This window comes from Hymenobacter monticola, assembly GCF_022811645.1.
GTDB lineage: Bacteria > Bacteroidota > Bacteroidia > Cytophagales > Hymenobacteraceae > Hymenobacter > Hymenobacter monticola.
This window is the reverse complement of sequence record NZ_CP094534.1, coordinates 2,788,780-2,806,150: the sequence shown is the minus strand read 5'-3', so window position 1 is coordinate 2,806,150 and position 17,371 is coordinate 2,788,780. Positions and strand designations below refer to the sequence as shown.

Genomic DNA, 17,371 nt, shown 5'->3' with positions numbered 1-17,371 from the left:
CTTCATCCGCCAATGCCAAAGCGCATCAGCTGATGAAAAATAAAAGGTTTTGCCGAATACTATGCAATTACTATACTTATTTTTTGAGTCAAACAGCCGTTCGATTCATGCCACACAAGGCCGAACTAGACGGCCGCTCGCTGGCGCCGCCCTTGCAGAATGCGGTAGAACGAACGGGTCTGCACCTCTTCCAGGGTCAAACCCGTCGCCAGAATCTCCTCTTCCGAAATGGCGCCGCAGTTCAGGGCTTTGAGAAAGAAGTTGAGCAGGCCCTGGCCGGTGGCGGCGTCGTCGAAAATGTCGCCAGTGAGGGTGGAAATGGCGGCGCGCTCCACGAAGGTTTTCAAGCGAAAAACCGCGTCGTCGTAGCTGCTGAGGAAGAAATTGTAGGTGGCGGCGTAGCGCATCGGCAGCTGCGCGGGGTTCAGGTCCCAGCCCTGGTAGAAGCCGTTGATGAGCGAATGCGTGCTGTGGTGGTAGGCCTGCCGCCAGGCGTTGTGCACCGACTCGCGGTTTTCGCGCAGCTGGGCAAACGTCAGGTTGTCGCCGCGGTGCGGGCCGATGGGCATCACGTTGGTGGCCCCATCGGAGAGGAAAATGCCGGTGCCGCCCAGCGCCACCTTGGTCATGTGGTGGGCGAAGTCGCACACGGGGTGCGCCATGGTCTGGTACCGGGCCGTGATGCCGCAGGAGGCCGTGTAGTCGTAGGTGCCGAAATGAGCCGCAATGCAGCGCCCTTCGCTGGCCCGGATGATGCGCATGAGCGGGTTGCGCCCCTCCTCGTCCATGATGATTTGCGTGGCTTCCACCATCGTTTCCATTTTGAGGGTGCCGGGGGCCAAACCGTTGGCCTGCTCCAGCAGCTCGAACAGGCGCACCATCGTCGTCATCTGCTCCGGAATGGTCACTTTGGGCAGCATCACCACGAAATTATCCGGCAGCTTGCCGCCGGTTTCGGCCAGCAGCGTGGTCAGGAAAATATCGAGCGTGCGCACGCCGCGCTGCTTCAGGTCTTCGGTGAAGGGCTTGATGCGGATGCCGATAAACGGCGACAGCGTGCCCTGCTGCATGCCCTTGGCCACTTCTTTGGCGGCGCGCACGGCGGTTTCGTCCTCCTCGGCATCGGGCCGGTTGCCAAAGCCGTCCTCAAAATCGACGCGGAAGTCCTCAACGGCTTCGCGCTTCAGCTTCGCCACAATCTTGTTATACACCGAATACGCCAGCCAGGCGGGCTCCTGCTTGCGGTCCCCCGGGCTCATGGCATCCAGCTTAGCCGTCAGCGCGGCCACATCGGCTTCGAGCGTGGGCAGGTGCTCGTGGTTTTTGAACTGCAGGGCGCGGGCCAACTCCACGAAGTTGGGCGCGTAGGTGAGCAGGTTGTTGAGGGCGATTTCGCCCATCTTCACGCAGGTATCGGCCTTGAAGAGGTTGGCGCCGCCGTACACGGTGTGCACGGGCTGGCGGTCGGGCCGGTCGCCGGGGTAAGTGTGCTGGAATTTAATATTGGCTTCGCCAAGCTGGTCGAGCAGGGCGGCTTTGTCGGATTCAGGTAAGCTGAGTTTCATTGGTGGGAATTGGCGGGATGTAGCGCGAAGCTCCAGCTTCGCGTATCGTTGAACGGTAATCGTTATAATGGCGCGGCCGAAACGCGAAGCTGGAGCTTCGCGCTACATCGTTCTCACGAACCGCGATAGGTGGAATACCCGAACGGGTTCAGCAGCAACGGTACGTGGTAATGGGCATTTTCGGCTACGTTGAACACGATTTCCACAAAGGGATAAAAATTCGCCGTGCCGTCCTGCGCGAAATACTCCTGGGTGTAGAATTTCATTTTATACACGCCCAATTCCACCTGCTTTTCTTTCGGCAATAAATCGGGAATGCGGCCGTCGGCGTTGGTTTGGCCGCGGGCTATTTCCTGCCAATTATCGCCTACTTGCTGCAGCAGCGCGATGCTGACGTTGGCCGCCGGCTTGCCCTTGGTGGTGTCGAGAATGTGGGTGGTTATCTGGCTCATGCGGCAAGGAGTTTTTCGAGGCGAATGCGGGTAATTTTGTCCTGCTCGCCGGCGGCAATCAATATTTCGTCGGCGGGTTTATTGGGCAGGCGGGCTTGCAGCAGGGCCAGCATCTCGTCGGCTGTTTTGCCGGTGGCGCACACAATGAAGATGTAGCCGAATTTGCGCTCGTATTCCTCGTTGCCTGCGGCCAACGCTTCCAAAGTAGCTTGGGAAGCTTGTTTCACGGAAGCCTGCTCACCCTCGGCCCATTGGCTGGTGCTGGCGAATTTCTCGCGCAGGGCTTCTACATCACCTCCTATTTTGGGGTGGTGCGTAAAGGCTTCGCGCCAATCAGTTTCGGTTAGTTCATTCCATTGGGCAGTGGCTTCGCGCATCAGCGTTTCGGCGTCGGCAAATGGAAATAGCGCGGCCATTTTTTCAACCCACGCCGTGGAGCCGCAGCACTTTTGCAGGGCTTCAGTGAGGGCGGGTTTGGGGAAATGGTTGAATTGTTCGAGGGGCATTATTTATTCTCTTTTTTGCGCAGTTCTGGGTGGGCAATATTGCGAGCCATGAATTCAATGCTACCCTTATCGCGGCGAGCTTTCTCGGCAAAAGCAACGCCCACGCCGCAGCCAGTCAGTACAATTAATATTGCCGCCCTCAAGCTCCAAGCGTCGCGACTATGCAGCCAGATAATTACCCCGAAAATTGCGCCAGTAATGGCTGGCGCAATGAATATCAGGAGCCACACCAGCGAGGAAAGTAACCATTCGATAATTTTCATTCGAGTAGTTAATTATTTCAGCACGCGAAACGTATCGGCTGGGTTCGACGCGACGTTCTGTTGTACGCGGACTCGCAGAGTCCACGCTACTTCACCGTCGGGAAGCGGTTCACGTTCTTGTAGTAGATGTACACCGATGGCTCTTGGCCCATGGCCGTGGCCCACTGCTGGCAGTAGGGCGCCATCCAGATAGAATCGCCTTTTTTTACGGGGTACCAGCACTGGTCGAGCATGTAGATGGCCTGGCCTTCGAGGTACAGCAGGCCGTGCTCCATGATGTGCGTTTCCACCATCGGCAGGTTGCCGCCGAGGCCGTAGGTGAAGATGTTCACGGCCATGTCAAAGCCCGGCTCATTCGGCAGCAATTCCTGGATGCGCAGGGCCTCGTCGTTCATGTAAATGGGCGCCTTGCTGAAATCCCGCTCGCCCCAGAACACACCGGGCGTGGCATGGCCCGCCAGCGGCTCGTACACCTTATGGAAAGTGAGCAGCTGCGTGCCGGCCTCGGGCTGGCTGAAATCGTAGCGCTGGCCCACGGGCACGTACACGTACTCGCCCACTTTCAGCGCTCTGGTTTCGCCGGCTACGGTGGCCGTGCAGCCGCCCTGCACCACGTAGAAGAAGATTTGTGAGGCCTCAGTTTCGCCCTGCACGCGGCCGGCCTCGGTGAGGGTAATGAGCGTTTGGCAGAGGCGGGCGCCCATCTGCTCGTTGATGATGACATTGGTGGTGCAGCCGGTCCAGCCGGGCACGTTGCTGTTGATGTAGCCGTCGGGGGCGATGATGGCGTGGTTGCGCTTCACTACCGAGCGCGTCAGGGCGGACATTTCCATGTTAACGGGTGGGATTTTGGGTGCGGAGCAGGTGAATAAACTGGTCGGCTACGGCCACGGCGGCGGCCAAATCGGCCAGCTCCACGTTCTCCAGCGGATTGTGGCTGATGCCTTTGTAGCAGCGGATAAACATCATCGTAGCCGGCGCCACGAACGAGATGGGCACGGCGTCGTGGCCCGCGCCGCTCACCAGCGCAATGGTTTCGTGGCCCCTGGCGGCAATGGCCTGGGCCAACAGCGTGTTCAGGCCGGCGTCGCAGGTCACGGGGGCGGTTTTCTGCACCAGGTTCCAGTCGAGGGTCACGTTGCGGTGGCCGGCCACGGCTTCGGCGTGGCTGCGGAGGTAGTCGTAGGCCTGGGCCAGTTGCGCTTCGTCGGGGCTGCGCAGGTCGAGGCTGCAGGTCACTTCGCCGGGGATGACGTTGCTGGCCGCGTGGTTGATGGCCAGCTTGCCCACGGTGGCCACCAGCCCGCGACCGTGCACCTGGGCAAACTGCTCGGCCGTGAGCACAAACTCAGCGGCAGCACACAGCGCATCCTGGCGCATGTTCATGGGCACGGTACCGGCGTGCCCGGCCATGCCCCGGAAGGTCAGTTCCACGCGCTGCTGGCCGGCAATGGCCGTCACCAGCGCCACGGGCACGTGGCACTCCCACAGCACGGGGCCTTGCTCGATGTGCATCTCGAAGTAGCTCAGCCACTCGGCGGCCGGAATGGCGTCCAAGGTTAATGTGGAGGCATCGCCGCCCATGGCTACCAGGGCCTGGTCGAGGGAAATGCCGGCGGCGTCGCAGCGGCCCAGCAGGGCGGGGTCGAAGGCACCGGTCACCACCTTGCTGCCCAGGTAGGTGGTGTGGAAGCGCACGCCCTCCTCGTCGCTGAAGGCAATCAGCTCGATGTGAAAAGGCAGCTCGGCCTTATGCACCAGGAGGTTTTCCAGCAAATCGAGGCCCATGAGTACGCCCAGCGGGCCGTCGAACTTACCGGCATTCACCACCGTGTCGATATGCGAGGCCAGCACGAAGGTTTTGGCGTCGGGGTTGGGGCTTTCGAGCCGGGCGCGCAGATTGCCGATGCCATCGACGCGGGTGGGCAGGCCGGCGGCTTCCAGCCAGCCTTGCACCAGGGCACGGCCCGCCACGAAGGCGGGCGTGCCGAAGGTGCGCGTCACGCCGTCGGCGTCCTCGCTGATGGCGGCCAATTGCTGAATGCGCTGCATGATTCGCTCAGCGCGCGCGGTGTAGTCCTGCTGCATTCCGCTACCGGGTTAAGAATTCGCCGTGGTTGAGGCGGAAGAAATTCGGGTGCTGAAAAACCTGTTCGCCTTTGAGAAAAGTTAATTCAATGACACCCGCCAATTCCTGGCAAATGTAAGGGGATACTTTGTGTTTGTGCAGAATCATATCGGCCATCACCTCAAAGGTCTGTTCGGGGTCAAACACGATTAAATCAGCGTCGAAACCAGGCGCAATCTGACCCTTGCGCTGGCTTTGGCCGGCCAGCCTGGCGGGGTTGGTGCTCAGCCATTTGGCGATGTCATCGAGACTGGCGCCGCGCCGGCGGGCGGCCGTCCAGAGCACGGGCAAGGCAAATTGCAACGAGGCAATGCCGCCCCAGGCCGTGGTGAAATCGCCGCTGGCCAACTGCTTGAGGTCGGGCGGGGCGGGCGAGTGGTCGGTGGCCACGAAGTCGATGATGCCGGCTTCCAGCGCGGCCCACAACTGGTCGTTGTTGGCCTTCTCGCGGATGGGCGGCGCACATTTGAACTGCGTCTGGCCGTCTTGGATGTCCTCGGCGTTGAAATACAGGTAATGCTGGCCGGTTTCCACCGTCAACGGCAGGCCCCTGGCTTTGGCGGCGGCAATGGGCGCGATGGAATCGGCTGACGACAAGTGCACGATGTGCACCCAACAGCCAGTTTCCTCGCACAGGCGAATCATCATGGCAATGGCGTCGTCTTCCCACTTTTTGGGGCGTGAAGCCAGGTAATTGGAGTATGAGCGGTGGTCGTTCTGCTTCCACGCATCATCGTCTTCCGACAGCTCGCAGTGCACCAGCAGCGGCAGTTGGTGCCGCGCCAGAATGGGCATCACCCGCCGCAAATCCTCCTCCGTCGCATTTGGAAAATCATCAATCCCTGAGTGCGTCAAAAACGCTTTAAAGCCCAGCACGCCGGCCGCAATCAGCGGCTCTATCTCGTCGGCATTGCCCGGCACCACGCCGCCCCAGAAACCCACGTTGCAGTGCAGCTGGCCCTGCGTGGCGGCGCGCTTGATTTCCAGATTGGCCACCGACGTGGTGACGGGCGCCGAATTCAGCGGCATGTCCACCAGCGAGGTGAGGCCGCCGGCCAGCGCGGCGCGGGTGGCCGTGTCGAAGCCCTCCCAGTCGGTGCGGCCGGGCTCGTTGATGTGCACGTGCGGGTCGATGACGCCGGGCAGCACGGCGCGCGCGCCCACGTCGAGGAGCGTGGCGCCGGCCACTTCGGCGTCGTAGGGCAGCAGCTCGGCAATGCGGCCGTTTGCAATGAGAATGGTGGCGGCGTGCTCGCCCTCGGGCGTAACAACGCGCTGGCTGCGCAGGGCGAGAGTTGACATAAGTAGGGAATTTGGCGCTAAATTGAGGGCTTTTTCCCGGTTCAATTAAATTGAGGTTACAAGCCAGCGGCTCGCCCGGCAAAACCTCACCCCCAGCCCCTCTCCCCAGGAGAGGGGAGCCTGACGATTTCGTGCCACGCCTAACCGGTGCACCCTCTCTTTTGGAGAGGGGGTCAGGGGGTGGGGTTGACGCGAGGCCGTTTGTCATTATCTCCTTTCCCATCCATGCTCCAATACGTTACCCTCTTTTCCCTCCTTCTGGCGTTTCTGCTGCTGCTGGGCGTCATCTACGCGCTGCAGCGCGTGGCTAAAGCGCGGCCCGACGGCGGCGCCGTGGGCGAGAGCGGCTTCACGCTCGAAGGCTATTCCTATGCGCTGATGCTGCTGGCCGCGGTGGCGGCGGTGGGCATTTGCTACGTGCTGGCGCGCGACTCGCCCTGGTCGGGCCACATCATGGAATGGCTGAATATTGTGGTGCGCCTCATGCACATCACCTTCGGCATTGCCTGGATTGGCGCCTCGTTCTACTTCGTGTTCCTCGAAAACGCCCTCAACCGCACCGACAACGTGCGCGAGGAGCTGGCCGGCAATCTCTGGGCCGTGCACGGCGGCGGTTTTTATTACCTGGAGAAGTATAAAACCGCGCCCAAACAGATTCCAAAAGCCCTGCACTGGTTTAAATACGAGGCTTATTTCACCTGGCTCTCGGGGTTCAGCCTGTTGTTTGTGGTGTACTATTTCAACGCCAGCTCCATGCTGGTCGACCCGCGCGTGCTCGACATTTCGCCGCTGGCGGGCGTGGGCATCGGGGTAGGCTCGTTTGTGGCAGCTTGGCTGCTCTACGACGGGCTGTGCCGCACAGAGTTTGTGCGCAGCCCGTGGTTTAAAGTTGTGGGTTTCATCCTGGCCACGGGCTTTGCGTTTTTCTACGCGCAGGTGTTCAGCGCCCGGGCGGCCTACATACACTTCGGCGCCATGCTGGGCACGCTCATGGTGGGCAACGTTTTCTTTACCATCATCCCGGCCCAGAAAGCCATGGTACGCGCCGCCACCGAGGGCACGCCCCTCGACCCCACGCTGGGCAAAAACGCCTTGGCCCGCTCGCTGCACAACAACTACTTCACCCTGCCGGTGCTGTTTGTGATGGTCAGCAACCACTTCCCCAGCACCTTCGGGCACTCCTACCCCTGGGCCATTCTGGCGGCCATCACGCTGGGCACGGCCGGCGTGAAGCACTGGCTGAACCTGCGCGAAAAGCACCAGACCGACACGGCCGTGTGGGTACTGCCCGCCGCCGTGGCCCTGCTGCTGGGCGTGGTGTTCGTGACGGCCCCGCCCGCGCAGTCGGGTGGCAGCGGCGCGGCCGGCACCGCGGCTGCTAATGCCTGCGCCCAGCCGGTGAGCATGAGCCAGGTAAACATGATAGTGCAGAAACGCTGCGTCCAATGCCACTCGGCCCACCCCACCGACGACGTGTTCAAGTCGCCGCCCAACGGCGTGGTGTACGACACGCCCGAAGACATCATTCGGTTGAAAGACAAAATCATGCAGCGCGTGGTGGTAACGAAAACCATGCCCCAGAACAACAAAACCCAGATTACGCAGGAGGAGCGCGACCTCATCGCCTGCTGGATTAATCAGGGGGCACATCAATAACGATTAGTGGTTAGTGATAAATGGTTAACGAATTACTTGTAAGCCCATTAACCGCTAACCATTAGTCACTAACCACTAAACCATGCCCTCCTCTCCCCGCGACCTACCCGTTTGGACCCTGGCAGCGGCCAGCCTACGGGCGGGCGCACCGGTGGCCCTGCTGTGCGTGGTGCGCAGCGAAGGCAGCAGCCCCGGCCGCCAGGGCTTCAAAATGGCCGTTACGGCCGACACCGTGGCGGGTTCCATCGGGGGCGGTATCATGGAGCATAAGTGGGTGGAGTTGGCCCGGCAGCGTCTGCGTGAGGCTGACACCGGGCCCCTGCTGCGGCCCCAGATTCATCGGCGGGAGGCGCCGGCCGACCGCTCCGGCATGATGTGCTCAGGAGAGCAGGACGTGCTGCTGTGGCCGCTTTCGGCAGCCGATTTGGCCGCGGTGGAAGCCGTTATAAATGCCTTGCAGGCAAACACCGGTAGTTATCTGGAACTGAGTCCGGCGGCTGGCCTTCTGGTGGTGCCACCAGCTACCGAAGCAGCTTTAGCCGCGGCTGAAACGCCGTTCTACGACTACCACCCCGGCCCGGCGTGGCACTACCGCGAGCGGCTGGGCTTCCGCGACCAACTCACCATTGTGGGCGGAGGCCACGTCAGCCTGGCGCTGTCGAACGTAGCCGCTGCCCTGGATTTTGAGCTGACGGTACTCGACGACCGTATCAACTTGCCCACCTTCGAAAACAACCACGCCGCCCATTACCGCCACCGCGTCGACTACGAAAACGTGGCCGCCGCCGTGCCCGCCGGCCCGCACCGCTACGTGGTGGTGATGACCGTGGGCTACCGCACCGATGCCGTGGTGCTGCGCCAGCTGCTCGGCCGCCCCTACCGCTACCTGGGCGTGATGGGCAGCGTAGCCAAAGTAGCCGAGCTGCGGCGGGGCCTGCGGGAGGACGGGTTTTCAGACGCGGAAATAGTGCGCCTGCGGGGTCCTATCGGCTTGCCCATTCACAGCCAGACGCCCGAGGAAATTGCTATTAGCATCGCCGCAGAGCTGATTCAGGTGCGGCGGGAAGCGGCTATGGAGGGAGAATAAAGGCGGCGGTGTCATTGCGAGGGCGCAGCCCGTGGCAATCCGTCCTGTCAACACTAGAAACGCCCTTTTACCAGAAAGCCCCGGTACCATTTCGGCACCGGGGCTTTTTAGTTGGGCTTGTCACATTAGAAGGTTGGTCGCTGAGAACAGGACGGATTGCCACGGGCTGCGCCCTCGCAATGACAGACGTCTCAGGCAAAAGACCTCCTACCGCTCCGTGTCGCCGCCGGAGGGGCTCACGTTGCCGTTGGCAAATTCTTCGGTGAAGACGCGGTAGCGGTCGAGGATGGAGCGCACAGAGCGTTTGAGCACGATTTCGCCCATGGGGCCTTCGGGCACCGTCACACCCGAAGCGTAGCCGTTCCACACGGCGCGGTTGGTTTTCACGTCGATGAGCGTGACGAGCAGCGTGCCTTCGGCCAGCAGCAGGCGCACGGGCTGGTAGCCCTGGCGGTCTTCCTTGGGTGTATCGTCGTTTTCCTCGATGTTGCGCTTAATCCACTGGCTGAGGTCTTCCTGCTGGAAGCCGTGGAAGTTCATGTCGCCCTCGTACACCCGGAAGTTCACCAGCATGTCGGGGCGGCGGGAAGCCTTGCGGTAGCCCTGGGCCAGGAAGCGCTGCTGAATGGCCTCGCGCAGGGACTGGCCCAGGCGGCTGCTGTCGGAGGTGAGGCCGGTGCCGGTCACGAAATCGTAGGTGCGGTAGTGCCGAAAATTGCCGCGGTAGCTGTAATCCGAATCAACCCGGGCCTCGCGGGTGGTCATGCATCCGGCCAGCCCGAGCATGGTCAGCATCAATAGCGTAATTGTAGATTTCATATGTTAGATGGGCATCGAGTTTAAGAATACCAATGTACGAAACCTAAGGCATTTAAGGGGCAAGCCGAGGGGGATAAAATTATGATTTTATCAAATATTTGGCCCAATCTCAACCGCAATGGCATTTGACGGCAGTCATCGAAAGTGGCGCCCAATCTGGAATCAGCAGCCGGTTGGAAGCGGAGGATGCCGTCGTGATTCCCAAGCTGAACCTAACGCTGCTGCTGGCACAGATTTGCGAGGAAGCCGGAGTGGCGCCGATGAAAGCGGGCTTTGCGGCTGAGATGTAGGGGCGGGGCTTGTCCCCGCCCGGCCATTGAACGAACTCGTTGGAACGGCGCGAATAGCCGGGCGGTGGCAAGCCCCGCCCCTACCGGTACCCCGCCGCCTGCAAGGCAAACAACTCTGCGTAGCGCCCACCCTTAGCCAGCAACGCTTCGTGCGAGCCGATTTCTACGAACTGGCCGTTTTCGATGACCAGGATGCGGTCGGCCATGCGGACGGTGCTGAAGCGGTGGCTGATGAGGACGGCGGTTTTGCCCTGGGTGAGCTCCTTGAAGCGCTCGAAGACTTCGAACTCGGCGCGGGCGTCTAGTGCTGCCGTGGGCTCGTCGAGGATGAGGAGCTGGGCGTCGCGCATGTAGGCGCGGCCGAGGGCGATTTTCTGCCACTCGCCGCCGCTCAGGTCCACGCCGCCGTTGAAGCGGCGGCCAATCATTTGGTCGTAGCCGCCGGGGAGCTTGGCGATGACGGTGTCGGCGAGGCTTTGCTGGGCGGCGGTTTCGATGCGGGGCTGGTTGTGGCGCTCGGAGATGCGGCCCACGGCGAGGTTCTGGCCGGCGGGGAGCTGGAAGCGCACGAAATCCTGGAAGATGACGCCGATTTCCTGGCGCAGCTCGGCGGGGTCGTACTCGCGCAGGTCGTGGCCATCAAGTAATATGCGGCCTTCGGTGGGGTCGTAGAGGCGGGCCAGTAGCTTGACGAGGGTGGTTTTGCCGGCGCCGTTTTCGCCCACAAGGGCCAGCTTTTCGCCGGCTTGCAGGGTAAAGCTAAGGTTCCGAATGGCCCATTTTGTACCATTCTTGTACTGGAAGCCGACGTTTTCAAACTGAAAACCCTGCTGAATGGGCCGGGGGAAGGGAATGGGTCGTTCGCCGGTGAGCTCCTGGCGCACGATGCGCGGCCGGAGCGCAAAGAAGTCGAAGAAATCCTGCAGATACAAGGCGCCGTCGGCCACGGAGCTGAAGCGGCTGAGGATGCCTTCGAGCAGGGCGCGCAGGCGGGCGAAGGAGCCGGCCAGGAAGGTGAGCTGGCCGAGCGAGATGCTGCCCGCCGCGGTGCGGGCGATGATGTAGACGTAGGCGCCGTAGTAGCCGGCCGCGCCGATGGCGGCGAAGAGCGTGCCCCAGCCGGCGCGGCGCAGCACGAGGGATTTGTTTTGGCGGTAGAAGTCGTCGGAGAGGGTGCGGAAGCGGCCGATGAGGAAATCGGAGAGGCCGAAAATCTTGACTTCCTTGGCGGTTTCGTCGGAGGCGCCGGTTTGGCGGAGGTAGTCGAGCTCGCGGCGCTCGGGCGTCCAGGAGTGCGAGAGGGAGTAGCTGCGCTCGTTGAAGTGCGACTCGCCGAGGAAGGCGGGCACCACGGCCAGCAGCAGCAGCCCCAGCAGCCAGGGCTGGAAGGCGACGAGGCCGCCGGCGAGGAGCACGAGGGTGATGAAATCCTGGCCCTGGCTGAGCACCTGGCTCATGAGCACGGTGCGGGAGAGGGTTTGGCGGCGGGCGCGCTCGAGCTTGTCGTAGAAGGTGCTGTCTTCGAACTGGTCGAGGTCGAGGCGGGCGGCGTGCTCCATGAGGCGGATGGAGGACTGGTTGGCGAACAGGTCGCCGAGCAGCGAGTCGAGCAGGGCCACGCCGCGGCCCAGGGCATCGGCGAGCAGCACGAGGCCGAACTCGAGGCCCACGAGGGTGAGCACGGGCGTGAGCTGGCGGGCGGTGGCGGGCAGCTTGGTGAGGGCCACCACGTCGTCGATAATCAGGCGGCCGACGTAGAGCGTGGCCAGCGGCAGAAACGCGCGCAGCAGGCGCAGCACGAGGTTGGCGGAGGCCAGCGCGGGGCTGGTGGCCCAGATGAGTTTCAGGAAGGCGGGCAGGTGGCGCAGGGCCGATACCCGCTCGCGCACGCTCACGGCGGGCTTTTCGGGGCCGCGCCCGGCGTTGGGGTTCTTGGCGGAGATGGATTTCAGGAAGTCAAACATGGCCCGGGCTGGGGCAAGGTTGGGGCCGGGTTTGGGGGGCGGCCGTTTTGGCAGGGAGGTGGGGACTTATTACAGCAGCTTGAAGGCTACTCGGTTTTGAGGCCCTGCTAGTAGTTTGCCAAAAGGGGCGTTTTTTTTAGTTATGGCAATACCAACGTATGACCTTGCGTTGTGTAGCTTAGGAAAATGAACCATATGCGCCACGTCCTTCTAATTGCTGTTCTTTCATCCGTCGAGGTTCTCGATGCGTCAGCGCAGGCCCGTGATGGGGTTTATGCAGCTCCTGGAATGTTGGTTACCCGCTCTCGCTCGCCAACCCCAGCGGCCGGGGTTCCAGCTAAAACGAAGAGCAAAGCAGTGGGTGGCACGCCGGAAATTGTTTCACCTGTTTTTCCTCGGTTCTGGCACTTAAGTGGTGTAGAGCGCAGGCAGCAGGAATTTCAGTACCAAGACTTTTTAATCAAGACCGTTCAAAAAAATCTACAGGCTGCAAAGAGCAGTCTGTATATCGGGAACCCGGGGCTTGGCCTCGAAGGGACGGCGTTTAAAATATTCGTTCGTTTTACCGTATTACCCGACGGCACCGTGGCTAAGGCCGTGGTGCTTCCGGTGACGGAGGGCGATGCAGTCGACATGCTCGCCAAATTCAAATTGTTCTCCCCTAGCCCAGCGGTGGAAGCAGAGCTTATTCGGGTGGCCAGCAAAGCGCATTTTGCTCCCTCAACTTCTCCCCTCGATTCGGTTGCTGTGGGCCAATGGTACGTGAATGACTATAGCAGAAAGTGAATAATGAACTCAGAATAAAACGGGAAGTATCTCTGCAGGACAGTTCAGCAAAAGGATAGTGGCCGCCGCAGCCCCGACAGTATCCAAGAAACCCAGCTACGCCCCAACGTTTCCCCAGAAGCCCCGGCCCCGCCAGCGGCTGGGGCTGCTGGCGGGGCCGGCCGGGGCCGCTTACACGCCACGCGGCCCCTCCTACACGCCACGGACGTGCTCCTACGCCTCTCGGGCGCGCTCCTACACGCCACGGGCTTGCTCCTACACGCCACGGGGCTGCTCCTACACGTCTCGCGCCTCCTCCTACACGTCCCGGGCATGCTCCTACACGCCAAGCGGCTGCTCCTACACGCCACGGGCTTGCGCCTACACGCCAAGTGGCCGCTCTTACATGCCAGGCTCCGGCCCCAACAAATTTTTGGCGGCTAAAACCCCGTCCACGGCGAATAGGAGCGGATAGCGGGGAAGACAAGGGGAGTAACGTCGGGAATACCTACCTACTACGGGGGAGAATCGGTAGCTTACTGCCTCATCATTCCCAACCCAACTACCCTTTTTATGGATGCCCAAGACACCTCCATCCTCGACAGCGGCCAGCGCGTGGGCCTGGTCGCCGCCGATTATTCCAAAGAGCTGGCGGACTTCCTGCCCCTGCAAGCCGCCAACACCGACCGCGCCGAGCTGGTGACCGCCATCGAGGCCCAGCAGCAAACCCAGGACACCCGCACCACGCCCGCAACGACCGACAAGGACGACGCCCGCGAAAAAATGGCGCAGGCCACGGCCACGCTCTCGGCCAAGGCGGTGGGCTATGCGCTGGCCACCAACCAGCTGGGGTTGAAGCAGGCCTTCACCCTCTCCTACGCCGACGTGCGCTACGGCGAGGCCACCGAGGACGTGAACCACGTGCGCGACCTGGTGAAGGCCGTGGCGGCCCTGCCCGCCCAGGTGCGCAAAGACTACCGCCTGAGCGATGCCGTGATTCAGGCCCCGGCCGACGCGGCCAAGCTGTTCGAAGACGCCGCCGACGACCAGACCGACGCCAAAGCCGCCCCGCGCCTGGCCACGCTGGCGCTGCCGGAGCTGCTGCGCCGCCTCAGCGCCGCCCTGCGCCTGATGGAGACGCTGCTCAAGGGCCAGCGCACCGATACGGACCCGGCGTTTCAGTGGCCGGCCTTTTATGTGGCCTTCAAGGAGGCCAACAAGCGGCGGGGCCTGCCCAAACGCGCTGGCAAAGCCTCCGCGAAAACTCCGCCGAAACTGGACGGGGCGGTATAACGGCGCTTAGAGCGGCTGGGCCACTGGGGCGGTGCGGGGGCGAGTTACAAGGCGCTGACTTTGCACGATAACGAAAAAGGCTCTCACCTTGCGGTGAGGGCCTTTTTCGTGGGTTCCAGGTCTGGGTCTGTTTTGGGGCGTTGGGGCGCGGGTAACTGGTGCTGCTCTGGGTTCTGGTTTTGGTGGCGGGTTGACGAGCGGGCGTGAGGAAACTCTTCGGAATTAAACCCTAACTAGCGGCTTGAATCACCGTTTTCCTAAACACTCATGCCTAGCAACGCTCTTCGCTTTTCCCATTTTATAGGTGCAGCCATACTGCTTTTTCTAGGAACGGGCACTTCCTGCAACACCAAACACAAGGGCGTACACTATAGCTCTATGCAGGTAATAGGCACCTCAAATATCACCGTGGTGGTCGATTCGCTGCCTATCGACTCGCGCAAGACGCCTAATCCGTTTTACATGGAGTTGATGACTGAGAAGGACACGTTCTTAGTTCGGCCCACTGCCGATGAACTAAGCTTTCCCAAGCTGACGGATTCGCTGACCCAGGTCGTGCTCTATTTCAAGGACTGGTATGGCCCAATTCAAGGTGCCACACTCAAAGGCGAGTATCAGTTCTTGTACTTCCCAAACCAGCCAGCCACCATCGTCATCGACACTTATCCCTTCGAACATCCCACGGCCAAAAGATGGTTGAAGCAGCGAAAGGACCGGATTTATTGCGAGATTAGGTTCCCGCAAACCGGTCGATTTTTCTTAACCTCCTTAATCCAAGACAAACGAGTTATTAAGTAGGTGTTGGTTTGACCAATGTATAACATTAATCCCTCGGCAATAGGCACCCAACCGGCCGCCCCAGCCCCGGCAGCGCCTAAGGAACCCAGCTACGCCCTAACGTTTCCCCAGCAGCCCCCGCCCCGCCAGCGGCTGGGGCTGCTGGCGGGGCCGGCTGGCGGGAATCAATACACTACCGGCGACCTTCGTCAGCCGCTGTATCTTTGTTTGAGCCCCGCAAACCCCTTCAACTGCCCCGTGTCATGGCCCCTATCACCTCCCTCTCGCAGCTCGACCCAAACGGCGTGTACACCTACGCCGATTACCTAACGTGGCGGTTTGATGAGTTTGTGGAGCTGATAAAGGGCAAGGTGCTGCGGCCAATGGCCGGGGCTAGCCGCCGACACCAGCAATTATCGCGGCGCTTGGAATACGTTATTGAAGGCCATTTGCGGCGCAGCCCGTGCGAGATGTACCACGCCCCGTTCGATGTGCGCCTCACGCGCAACGTGGGCGCGGGCGATGCGCAGGTGCAAACCGTGGTGCAGCCCGACATCCTAGTAGTGTGCGACCCCGCCAAGCTGGACGAACGCGGCTGCGTGGGGGCCCCGGACTGGATTATCGAAATCGTGTCGCCCGGCAACCTCAAGCACGACACCAAAACGAAGTTCGACCTCTACGAGGAAAACGGGGTGCGCGAATACTGGGTGGTGTTTCCCGGCGAGCAGACGGTACTGGCCTACGTGCTGGACGCGCACGGCCGCTACGAGGTGGCCGGCGAGTACGCCGCGCCCGGCCCCATGCCCGTCACGGTGCTGCCCGGGCTGGCCGTGGAGTGGAGCGAAGTGTTTGACGCGGCGGTGTAGAAAGCTCGGCCCGCAGGATTAACGACAGAAGCCCCCGCCCCGCCAGCGGCTGGGGCTTCTTCGTGGCACCGCCCAGCGGAAACCTCGGCCGGGCGGTGCCACGAGTGGTACGGCTCACGCCCGCTCCGCTACCAGCCGGTACAGGTCCTGGGCATTTTCAAACGCGGCGCCCATGGTGTTGTTGAAGTAGGCATACACGTCTTTCCCCTCCCGGAGGTAGTCGTGTATCTGCTCGGCCTGGTCGTGCAGAAAGTCGCGCTCGTAGGACTCGCGGTAGTTTCCCTTGGGGCCGTGGAAGCGCATATACACAAAGTCGGCCCCTTCGTTGAGTTGGGCGTTTCGGGCGGGGCCTTTGTCGTGCAGCACGAGGCTGGCGCCGTGGTGGTCCAGCATCTCCAACGCATCATCGACATACCAGCTGGGGTGGCGAAACTCCACCGCTTTGCGCCACTCGTGGGCGGGGTCGGCCGCGGCAAGGGCAGCCAATAGGACATTGACGGCCTTTAGCTGGCGAATGGTGTTGCTGGGCGGGAATTGAATGAGCAGGCAGCCCTTTTTGGGGCCCAACTCCCGGGCGGCATCCAGAAAGCGGGCAATGCCGGAGAGGTCCTCGGCCAGCGCCTTGGTGTGCGTGATATCGCGCCACAGCTTGATGGTAAAGTCAAACGCAGGGCCGGTTTCCGCGGCCCAGGCGGCAAACGTTTTGGGCTGGGGGATGCGGTAGAAGGTGCTGTTAATCTCCACCGAGTTAAACAGGGTGGCGTAGTAGGTGAGGCGGCTCGTGGCCTGGTAGGTCTCCGGGAAGGTGGCCTTGGGGCCGGGCACGACGATGCCGCTGGTGCCAGTGCGCAGGGTGCCAAGGTGGGCCGGCATGGGAAAGAGTTAGATGGGAGTTTCGGGGTATAACGGGCCATGCGGCCTCGGCGTTTTATCCCAGGCGCCCCTTCACAGGGGCCCAACGTATCACCTGCCACCTCGGCCACGGCCGCCGGTTGGCCCGCTTAAAACGACGCCTGAAAATAGGGCCACGCGAAATAGAGCACCGCCCCTTGCAGCAGCGTCAGCGCCAGGGTAATGCTCCAGAAAGCGGCTTTGCGGTTTTTGTGATGCAGCAGCCAAATTGCGGCCCACGCACCGGGGGCCGCGCCCGGCAGCGTGGCGAGGTGCAGCGTTTTTTCAGCAATGCGCCGCTGGCCCCGTTGGGCTTTGCGCTTATCCAGGGCAAATAGCAGGAAGCACAGGAGATTGAGAAACAGTAAGCAGCTCAGAAGGATGGTCATGGGGCGGGCCTGACTGATGGCCGTTCGGGGTTTCGGCTGGGATGATTGTGGCGCGGGTCTGAACCGGCGGGCCGGGTTCAAAAGGCGCGGAAGTCAGGATGCCAGCGGCATGAGTGGCGAAGAGCGCACCAGCGGGGCCGCAAGTTATGGCGCTGCGGCGAAGCGAACGGTGGAGTGTATTCCAGAAGCCCGGGCCCCACCCGTGGCCGGGGACTCTACTGTGTTAAGGCCCGCCGGGGAGCCGCTTTAAAAACGGATAGCCGTCGGCGCGCTCCGCTAGGCTACTGGCTGGTTGTGGCTTAACTTGCCTGCTGTGAGCACCTCACAAAACACCATCAATTCCTACCCCAACCCTTTT

At 61.7% G+C, this 17,371-nt stretch carries 18 protein-coding genes; 7 read left to right on the top strand and 11 right to left on the bottom strand.

Annotation, left to right across the window (positions count from 1 at the left end; all coding sequences use genetic code 11):
• Positions 1-125: 125 nt before the first annotated feature.
• From MTP16_RS11730 to allB, 7 genes are all read right to left on the bottom strand, one after another.
• Positions 126-1,565 carry a DUF6986 family protein gene (locus tag MTP16_RS11730; protein WP_243508650.1) on the bottom strand — a complete coding sequence of 480 codons (1,440 nt, stop codon included), beginning with the start codon at positions 1,563-1,565 and terminating at the stop codon, positions 126-128.
• 113 nt (positions 1,566-1,678) lie between these two features.
• Complete coding sequence (gene uraH / locus MTP16_RS11725) at positions 1,679-2,017, bottom strand: hydroxyisourate hydrolase (protein ID WP_243508649.1); 339 nt, start codon at positions 2,015-2,017, stop codon at positions 1,679-1,681.
• Positions 2,014-2,523, bottom strand: coding sequence for a 2-oxo-4-hydroxy-4-carboxy-5-ureidoimidazoline decarboxylase (gene uraD, locus MTP16_RS11720; protein ID WP_243519943.1), 510 nt, complete (start codon positions 2,521-2,523; stop codon positions 2,014-2,016). The genes uraH and uraD overlap by 4 nt, the downstream gene beginning before the upstream one ends.
• Entirely contained in the window at positions 2,523-2,786 is a 264-nt protein-coding gene (locus tag MTP16_RS11715; protein ID WP_243519942.1) for a hypothetical protein, read from the bottom strand. Before MTP16_RS11715 ends, uraD begins: the two co-directional genes overlap by 1 nt.
• A gap of 86 nt (positions 2,787-2,872) precedes the next feature.
• Positions 2,873-3,619, bottom strand: a complete 747-nt coding sequence (allE, locus tag MTP16_RS11710) for a (S)-ureidoglycine aminohydrolase (protein ID WP_243519940.1) — start codon at positions 3,617-3,619, stop codon at positions 2,873-2,875.
• Between the two features lies 1 nt (position 3,620).
• Complete coding sequence (locus MTP16_RS11705; protein WP_243519938.1) at positions 3,621-4,874, bottom strand: allantoate amidohydrolase; 1,254 nt, start codon at positions 4,872-4,874, stop codon at positions 3,621-3,623.
• Positions 4,875-4,878: 4 nt separating this feature from the next.
• Positions 4,879-6,216, bottom strand: coding sequence for an allantoinase AllB (gene allB, locus MTP16_RS11700; RefSeq protein WP_243519936.1), 1,338 nt, complete (start codon positions 6,214-6,216; stop codon positions 4,879-4,881).
• A gap of 225 nt (positions 6,217-6,441) precedes the next feature.
• Here allB and MTP16_RS11695 point away from each other — a divergent pair, with 225 nt between their 5' ends.
• Both MTP16_RS11695 and MTP16_RS11690 read left to right on the top strand, forming a co-directional pair.
• Positions 6,442-7,872, top strand: a complete 1,431-nt coding sequence (locus MTP16_RS11695; RefSeq protein WP_243519934.1) for a urate hydroxylase PuuD — start codon at positions 6,442-6,444, stop codon at positions 7,870-7,872.
• Positions 7,873-7,954: 82 nt separating this feature from the next.
• On the top strand, positions 7,955-8,959 hold the full coding sequence (locus MTP16_RS11690) for an XdhC family protein (RefSeq protein ID WP_243519932.1): 1,005 nt from the start codon (positions 7,955-7,957) through the stop codon (positions 8,957-8,959).
• 207 nt (positions 8,960-9,166) lie between these two features.
• On the opposite strand, the gene MTP16_RS11685 is transcribed toward MTP16_RS11690, so the two are convergent.
• Positions 9,167-9,778 carry a DUF4136 domain-containing protein gene (locus MTP16_RS11685; protein WP_243519930.1) on the bottom strand — a complete coding sequence of 204 codons (612 nt, stop codon included), beginning with the start codon at positions 9,776-9,778 and terminating at the stop codon, positions 9,167-9,169.
• Between the two features lie 98 nt (positions 9,779-9,876).
• Here MTP16_RS11685 and MTP16_RS11680 point away from each other — a divergent pair, with 98 nt between their 5' ends.
• Positions 9,877-10,068: a hypothetical protein gene (locus MTP16_RS11680; RefSeq protein WP_243519928.1), complete on the top strand. Its 192-nt coding sequence runs from the start codon at positions 9,877-9,879 to the stop codon at positions 10,066-10,068.
• Between the two features lie 80 nt (positions 10,069-10,148).
• Here the strand turns inward: MTP16_RS11680 and MTP16_RS11675 are convergent, their stop codons facing one another.
• Positions 10,149-12,032: an ABC transporter ATP-binding protein gene (locus tag MTP16_RS11675; RefSeq protein ID WP_243519926.1), complete on the bottom strand. Its 1,884-nt coding sequence runs from the start codon at positions 12,030-12,032 to the stop codon at positions 10,149-10,151.
• Between the two features lie 186 nt (positions 12,033-12,218).
• Between MTP16_RS11675 and MTP16_RS11670 the strand changes: the two genes are divergently transcribed.
• The 4 genes from MTP16_RS11670 to MTP16_RS11655 all read left to right on the top strand — a co-directional run bounded on the left by MTP16_RS11670 (position 12,219) and on the right by MTP16_RS11655 (position 15,733).
• Positions 12,219-12,818: an energy transducer TonB gene (locus tag MTP16_RS11670; protein WP_243519924.1), complete on the top strand. Its 600-nt coding sequence runs from the start codon at positions 12,219-12,221 to the stop codon at positions 12,816-12,818.
• 552 nt (positions 12,819-13,370) lie between these two features.
• Positions 13,371-14,090, top strand: coding sequence for a hypothetical protein (locus MTP16_RS11665; protein WP_243519922.1), 720 nt, complete (start codon positions 13,371-13,373; stop codon positions 14,088-14,090).
• 267 nt (positions 14,091-14,357) lie between these two features.
• Positions 14,358-14,888: a hypothetical protein gene (locus MTP16_RS11660; RefSeq protein ID WP_243519920.1), complete on the top strand. Its 531-nt coding sequence runs from the start codon at positions 14,358-14,360 to the stop codon at positions 14,886-14,888.
• Positions 14,889-15,130: 242 nt separating this feature from the next.
• Positions 15,131-15,733, top strand: coding sequence for a Uma2 family endonuclease (locus MTP16_RS11655; protein ID WP_243519919.1), 603 nt, complete (start codon positions 15,131-15,133; stop codon positions 15,731-15,733).
• A 114-nt stretch (positions 15,734-15,847) separates the two neighbouring features.
• Here the strand turns inward: MTP16_RS11655 and MTP16_RS11650 are convergent, their stop codons facing one another.
• Together MTP16_RS11650 and MTP16_RS11645 are read right to left on the bottom strand one after the other, a co-directional pair.
• Positions 15,848-16,606, bottom strand: a complete 759-nt coding sequence (locus MTP16_RS11650) for a DUF72 domain-containing protein (RefSeq protein ID WP_243519917.1) — start codon at positions 16,604-16,606, stop codon at positions 15,848-15,850.
• Between the two features lie 128 nt (positions 16,607-16,734).
• A complete protein-coding gene (locus MTP16_RS11645) occupies positions 16,735-17,013 on the bottom strand; it encodes a DUF1294 domain-containing protein (RefSeq protein WP_243519915.1) in 279 nt (92 codons plus the stop codon).
• Positions 17,014-17,371 lie beyond the last annotated feature (358 nt).

Excerpts from the sequence above, each read along its gene's own strand:
- MTP16_RS11730 (WP_243508650.1), bottom strand. The coding sequence starts at position 1,565 with ATGAAACTCAGCTTACCTGAATCCGACAAAGCCGCCCTGCTCGACCAG.
- uraH (WP_243508649.1), bottom strand. The coding sequence starts at position 2,017 with ATGAGCCAGATAACCACCCACATTCTCGACACCACCAAGGGCAAGCCG.
- uraD (WP_243519943.1), bottom strand. The coding sequence starts at position 2,523 with ATGCCCCTCGAACAATTCAACCATTTCCCCAAACCCGCCCTCACTGAA.
- MTP16_RS11715 (WP_243519942.1), bottom strand. The coding sequence starts at position 2,786 with ATGAAAATTATCGAATGGTTACTTTCCTCGCTGGTGTGGCTCCTGATA.
- allE (WP_243519940.1), bottom strand. The coding sequence starts at position 3,619 with ATGGAAATGTCCGCCCTGACGCGCTCGGTAGTGAAGCGCAACCACGCC.
- MTP16_RS11705 (WP_243519938.1), bottom strand. The coding sequence starts at position 4,874 with ATGCAGCAGGACTACACCGCGCGCGCTGAGCGAATCATGCAGCGCATT.
- allB (WP_243519936.1), bottom strand. The coding sequence starts at position 6,216 with ATGTCAACTCTCGCCCTGCGCAGCCAGCGCGTTGTTACGCCCGAGGGC.
- MTP16_RS11695 (WP_243519934.1), top strand. The coding sequence starts at position 6,442 with ATGCTCCAATACGTTACCCTCTTTTCCCTCCTTCTGGCGTTTCTGCTG.
- MTP16_RS11690 (WP_243519932.1), top strand. The coding sequence starts at position 7,955 with ATGCCCTCCTCTCCCCGCGACCTACCCGTTTGGACCCTGGCAGCGGCC.
- MTP16_RS11685 (WP_243519930.1), bottom strand. The coding sequence starts at position 9,778 with ATGAAATCTACAATTACGCTATTGATGCTGACCATGCTCGGGCTGGCC.
- MTP16_RS11675 (WP_243519926.1), bottom strand. The coding sequence starts at position 12,032 with ATGTTTGACTTCCTGAAATCCATCTCCGCCAAGAACCCCAACGCCGGG.
- MTP16_RS11670 (WP_243519924.1), top strand. The coding sequence starts at position 12,219 with ATGAACCATATGCGCCACGTCCTTCTAATTGCTGTTCTTTCATCCGTC.
- MTP16_RS11665 (WP_243519922.1), top strand. The coding sequence starts at position 13,371 with ATGGATGCCCAAGACACCTCCATCCTCGACAGCGGCCAGCGCGTGGGC.
- MTP16_RS11660 (WP_243519920.1), top strand. The coding sequence starts at position 14,358 with ATGCCTAGCAACGCTCTTCGCTTTTCCCATTTTATAGGTGCAGCCATA.
- MTP16_RS11655 (WP_243519919.1), top strand. The coding sequence starts at position 15,131 with ATGGCCCCTATCACCTCCCTCTCGCAGCTCGACCCAAACGGCGTGTAC.
- MTP16_RS11650 (WP_243519917.1), bottom strand. The coding sequence starts at position 16,606 with ATGCCGGCCCACCTTGGCACCCTGCGCACTGGCACCAGCGGCATCGTC.
- MTP16_RS11645 (WP_243519915.1), bottom strand. The coding sequence starts at position 17,013 with ATGACCATCCTTCTGAGCTGCTTACTGTTTCTCAATCTCCTGTGCTTC.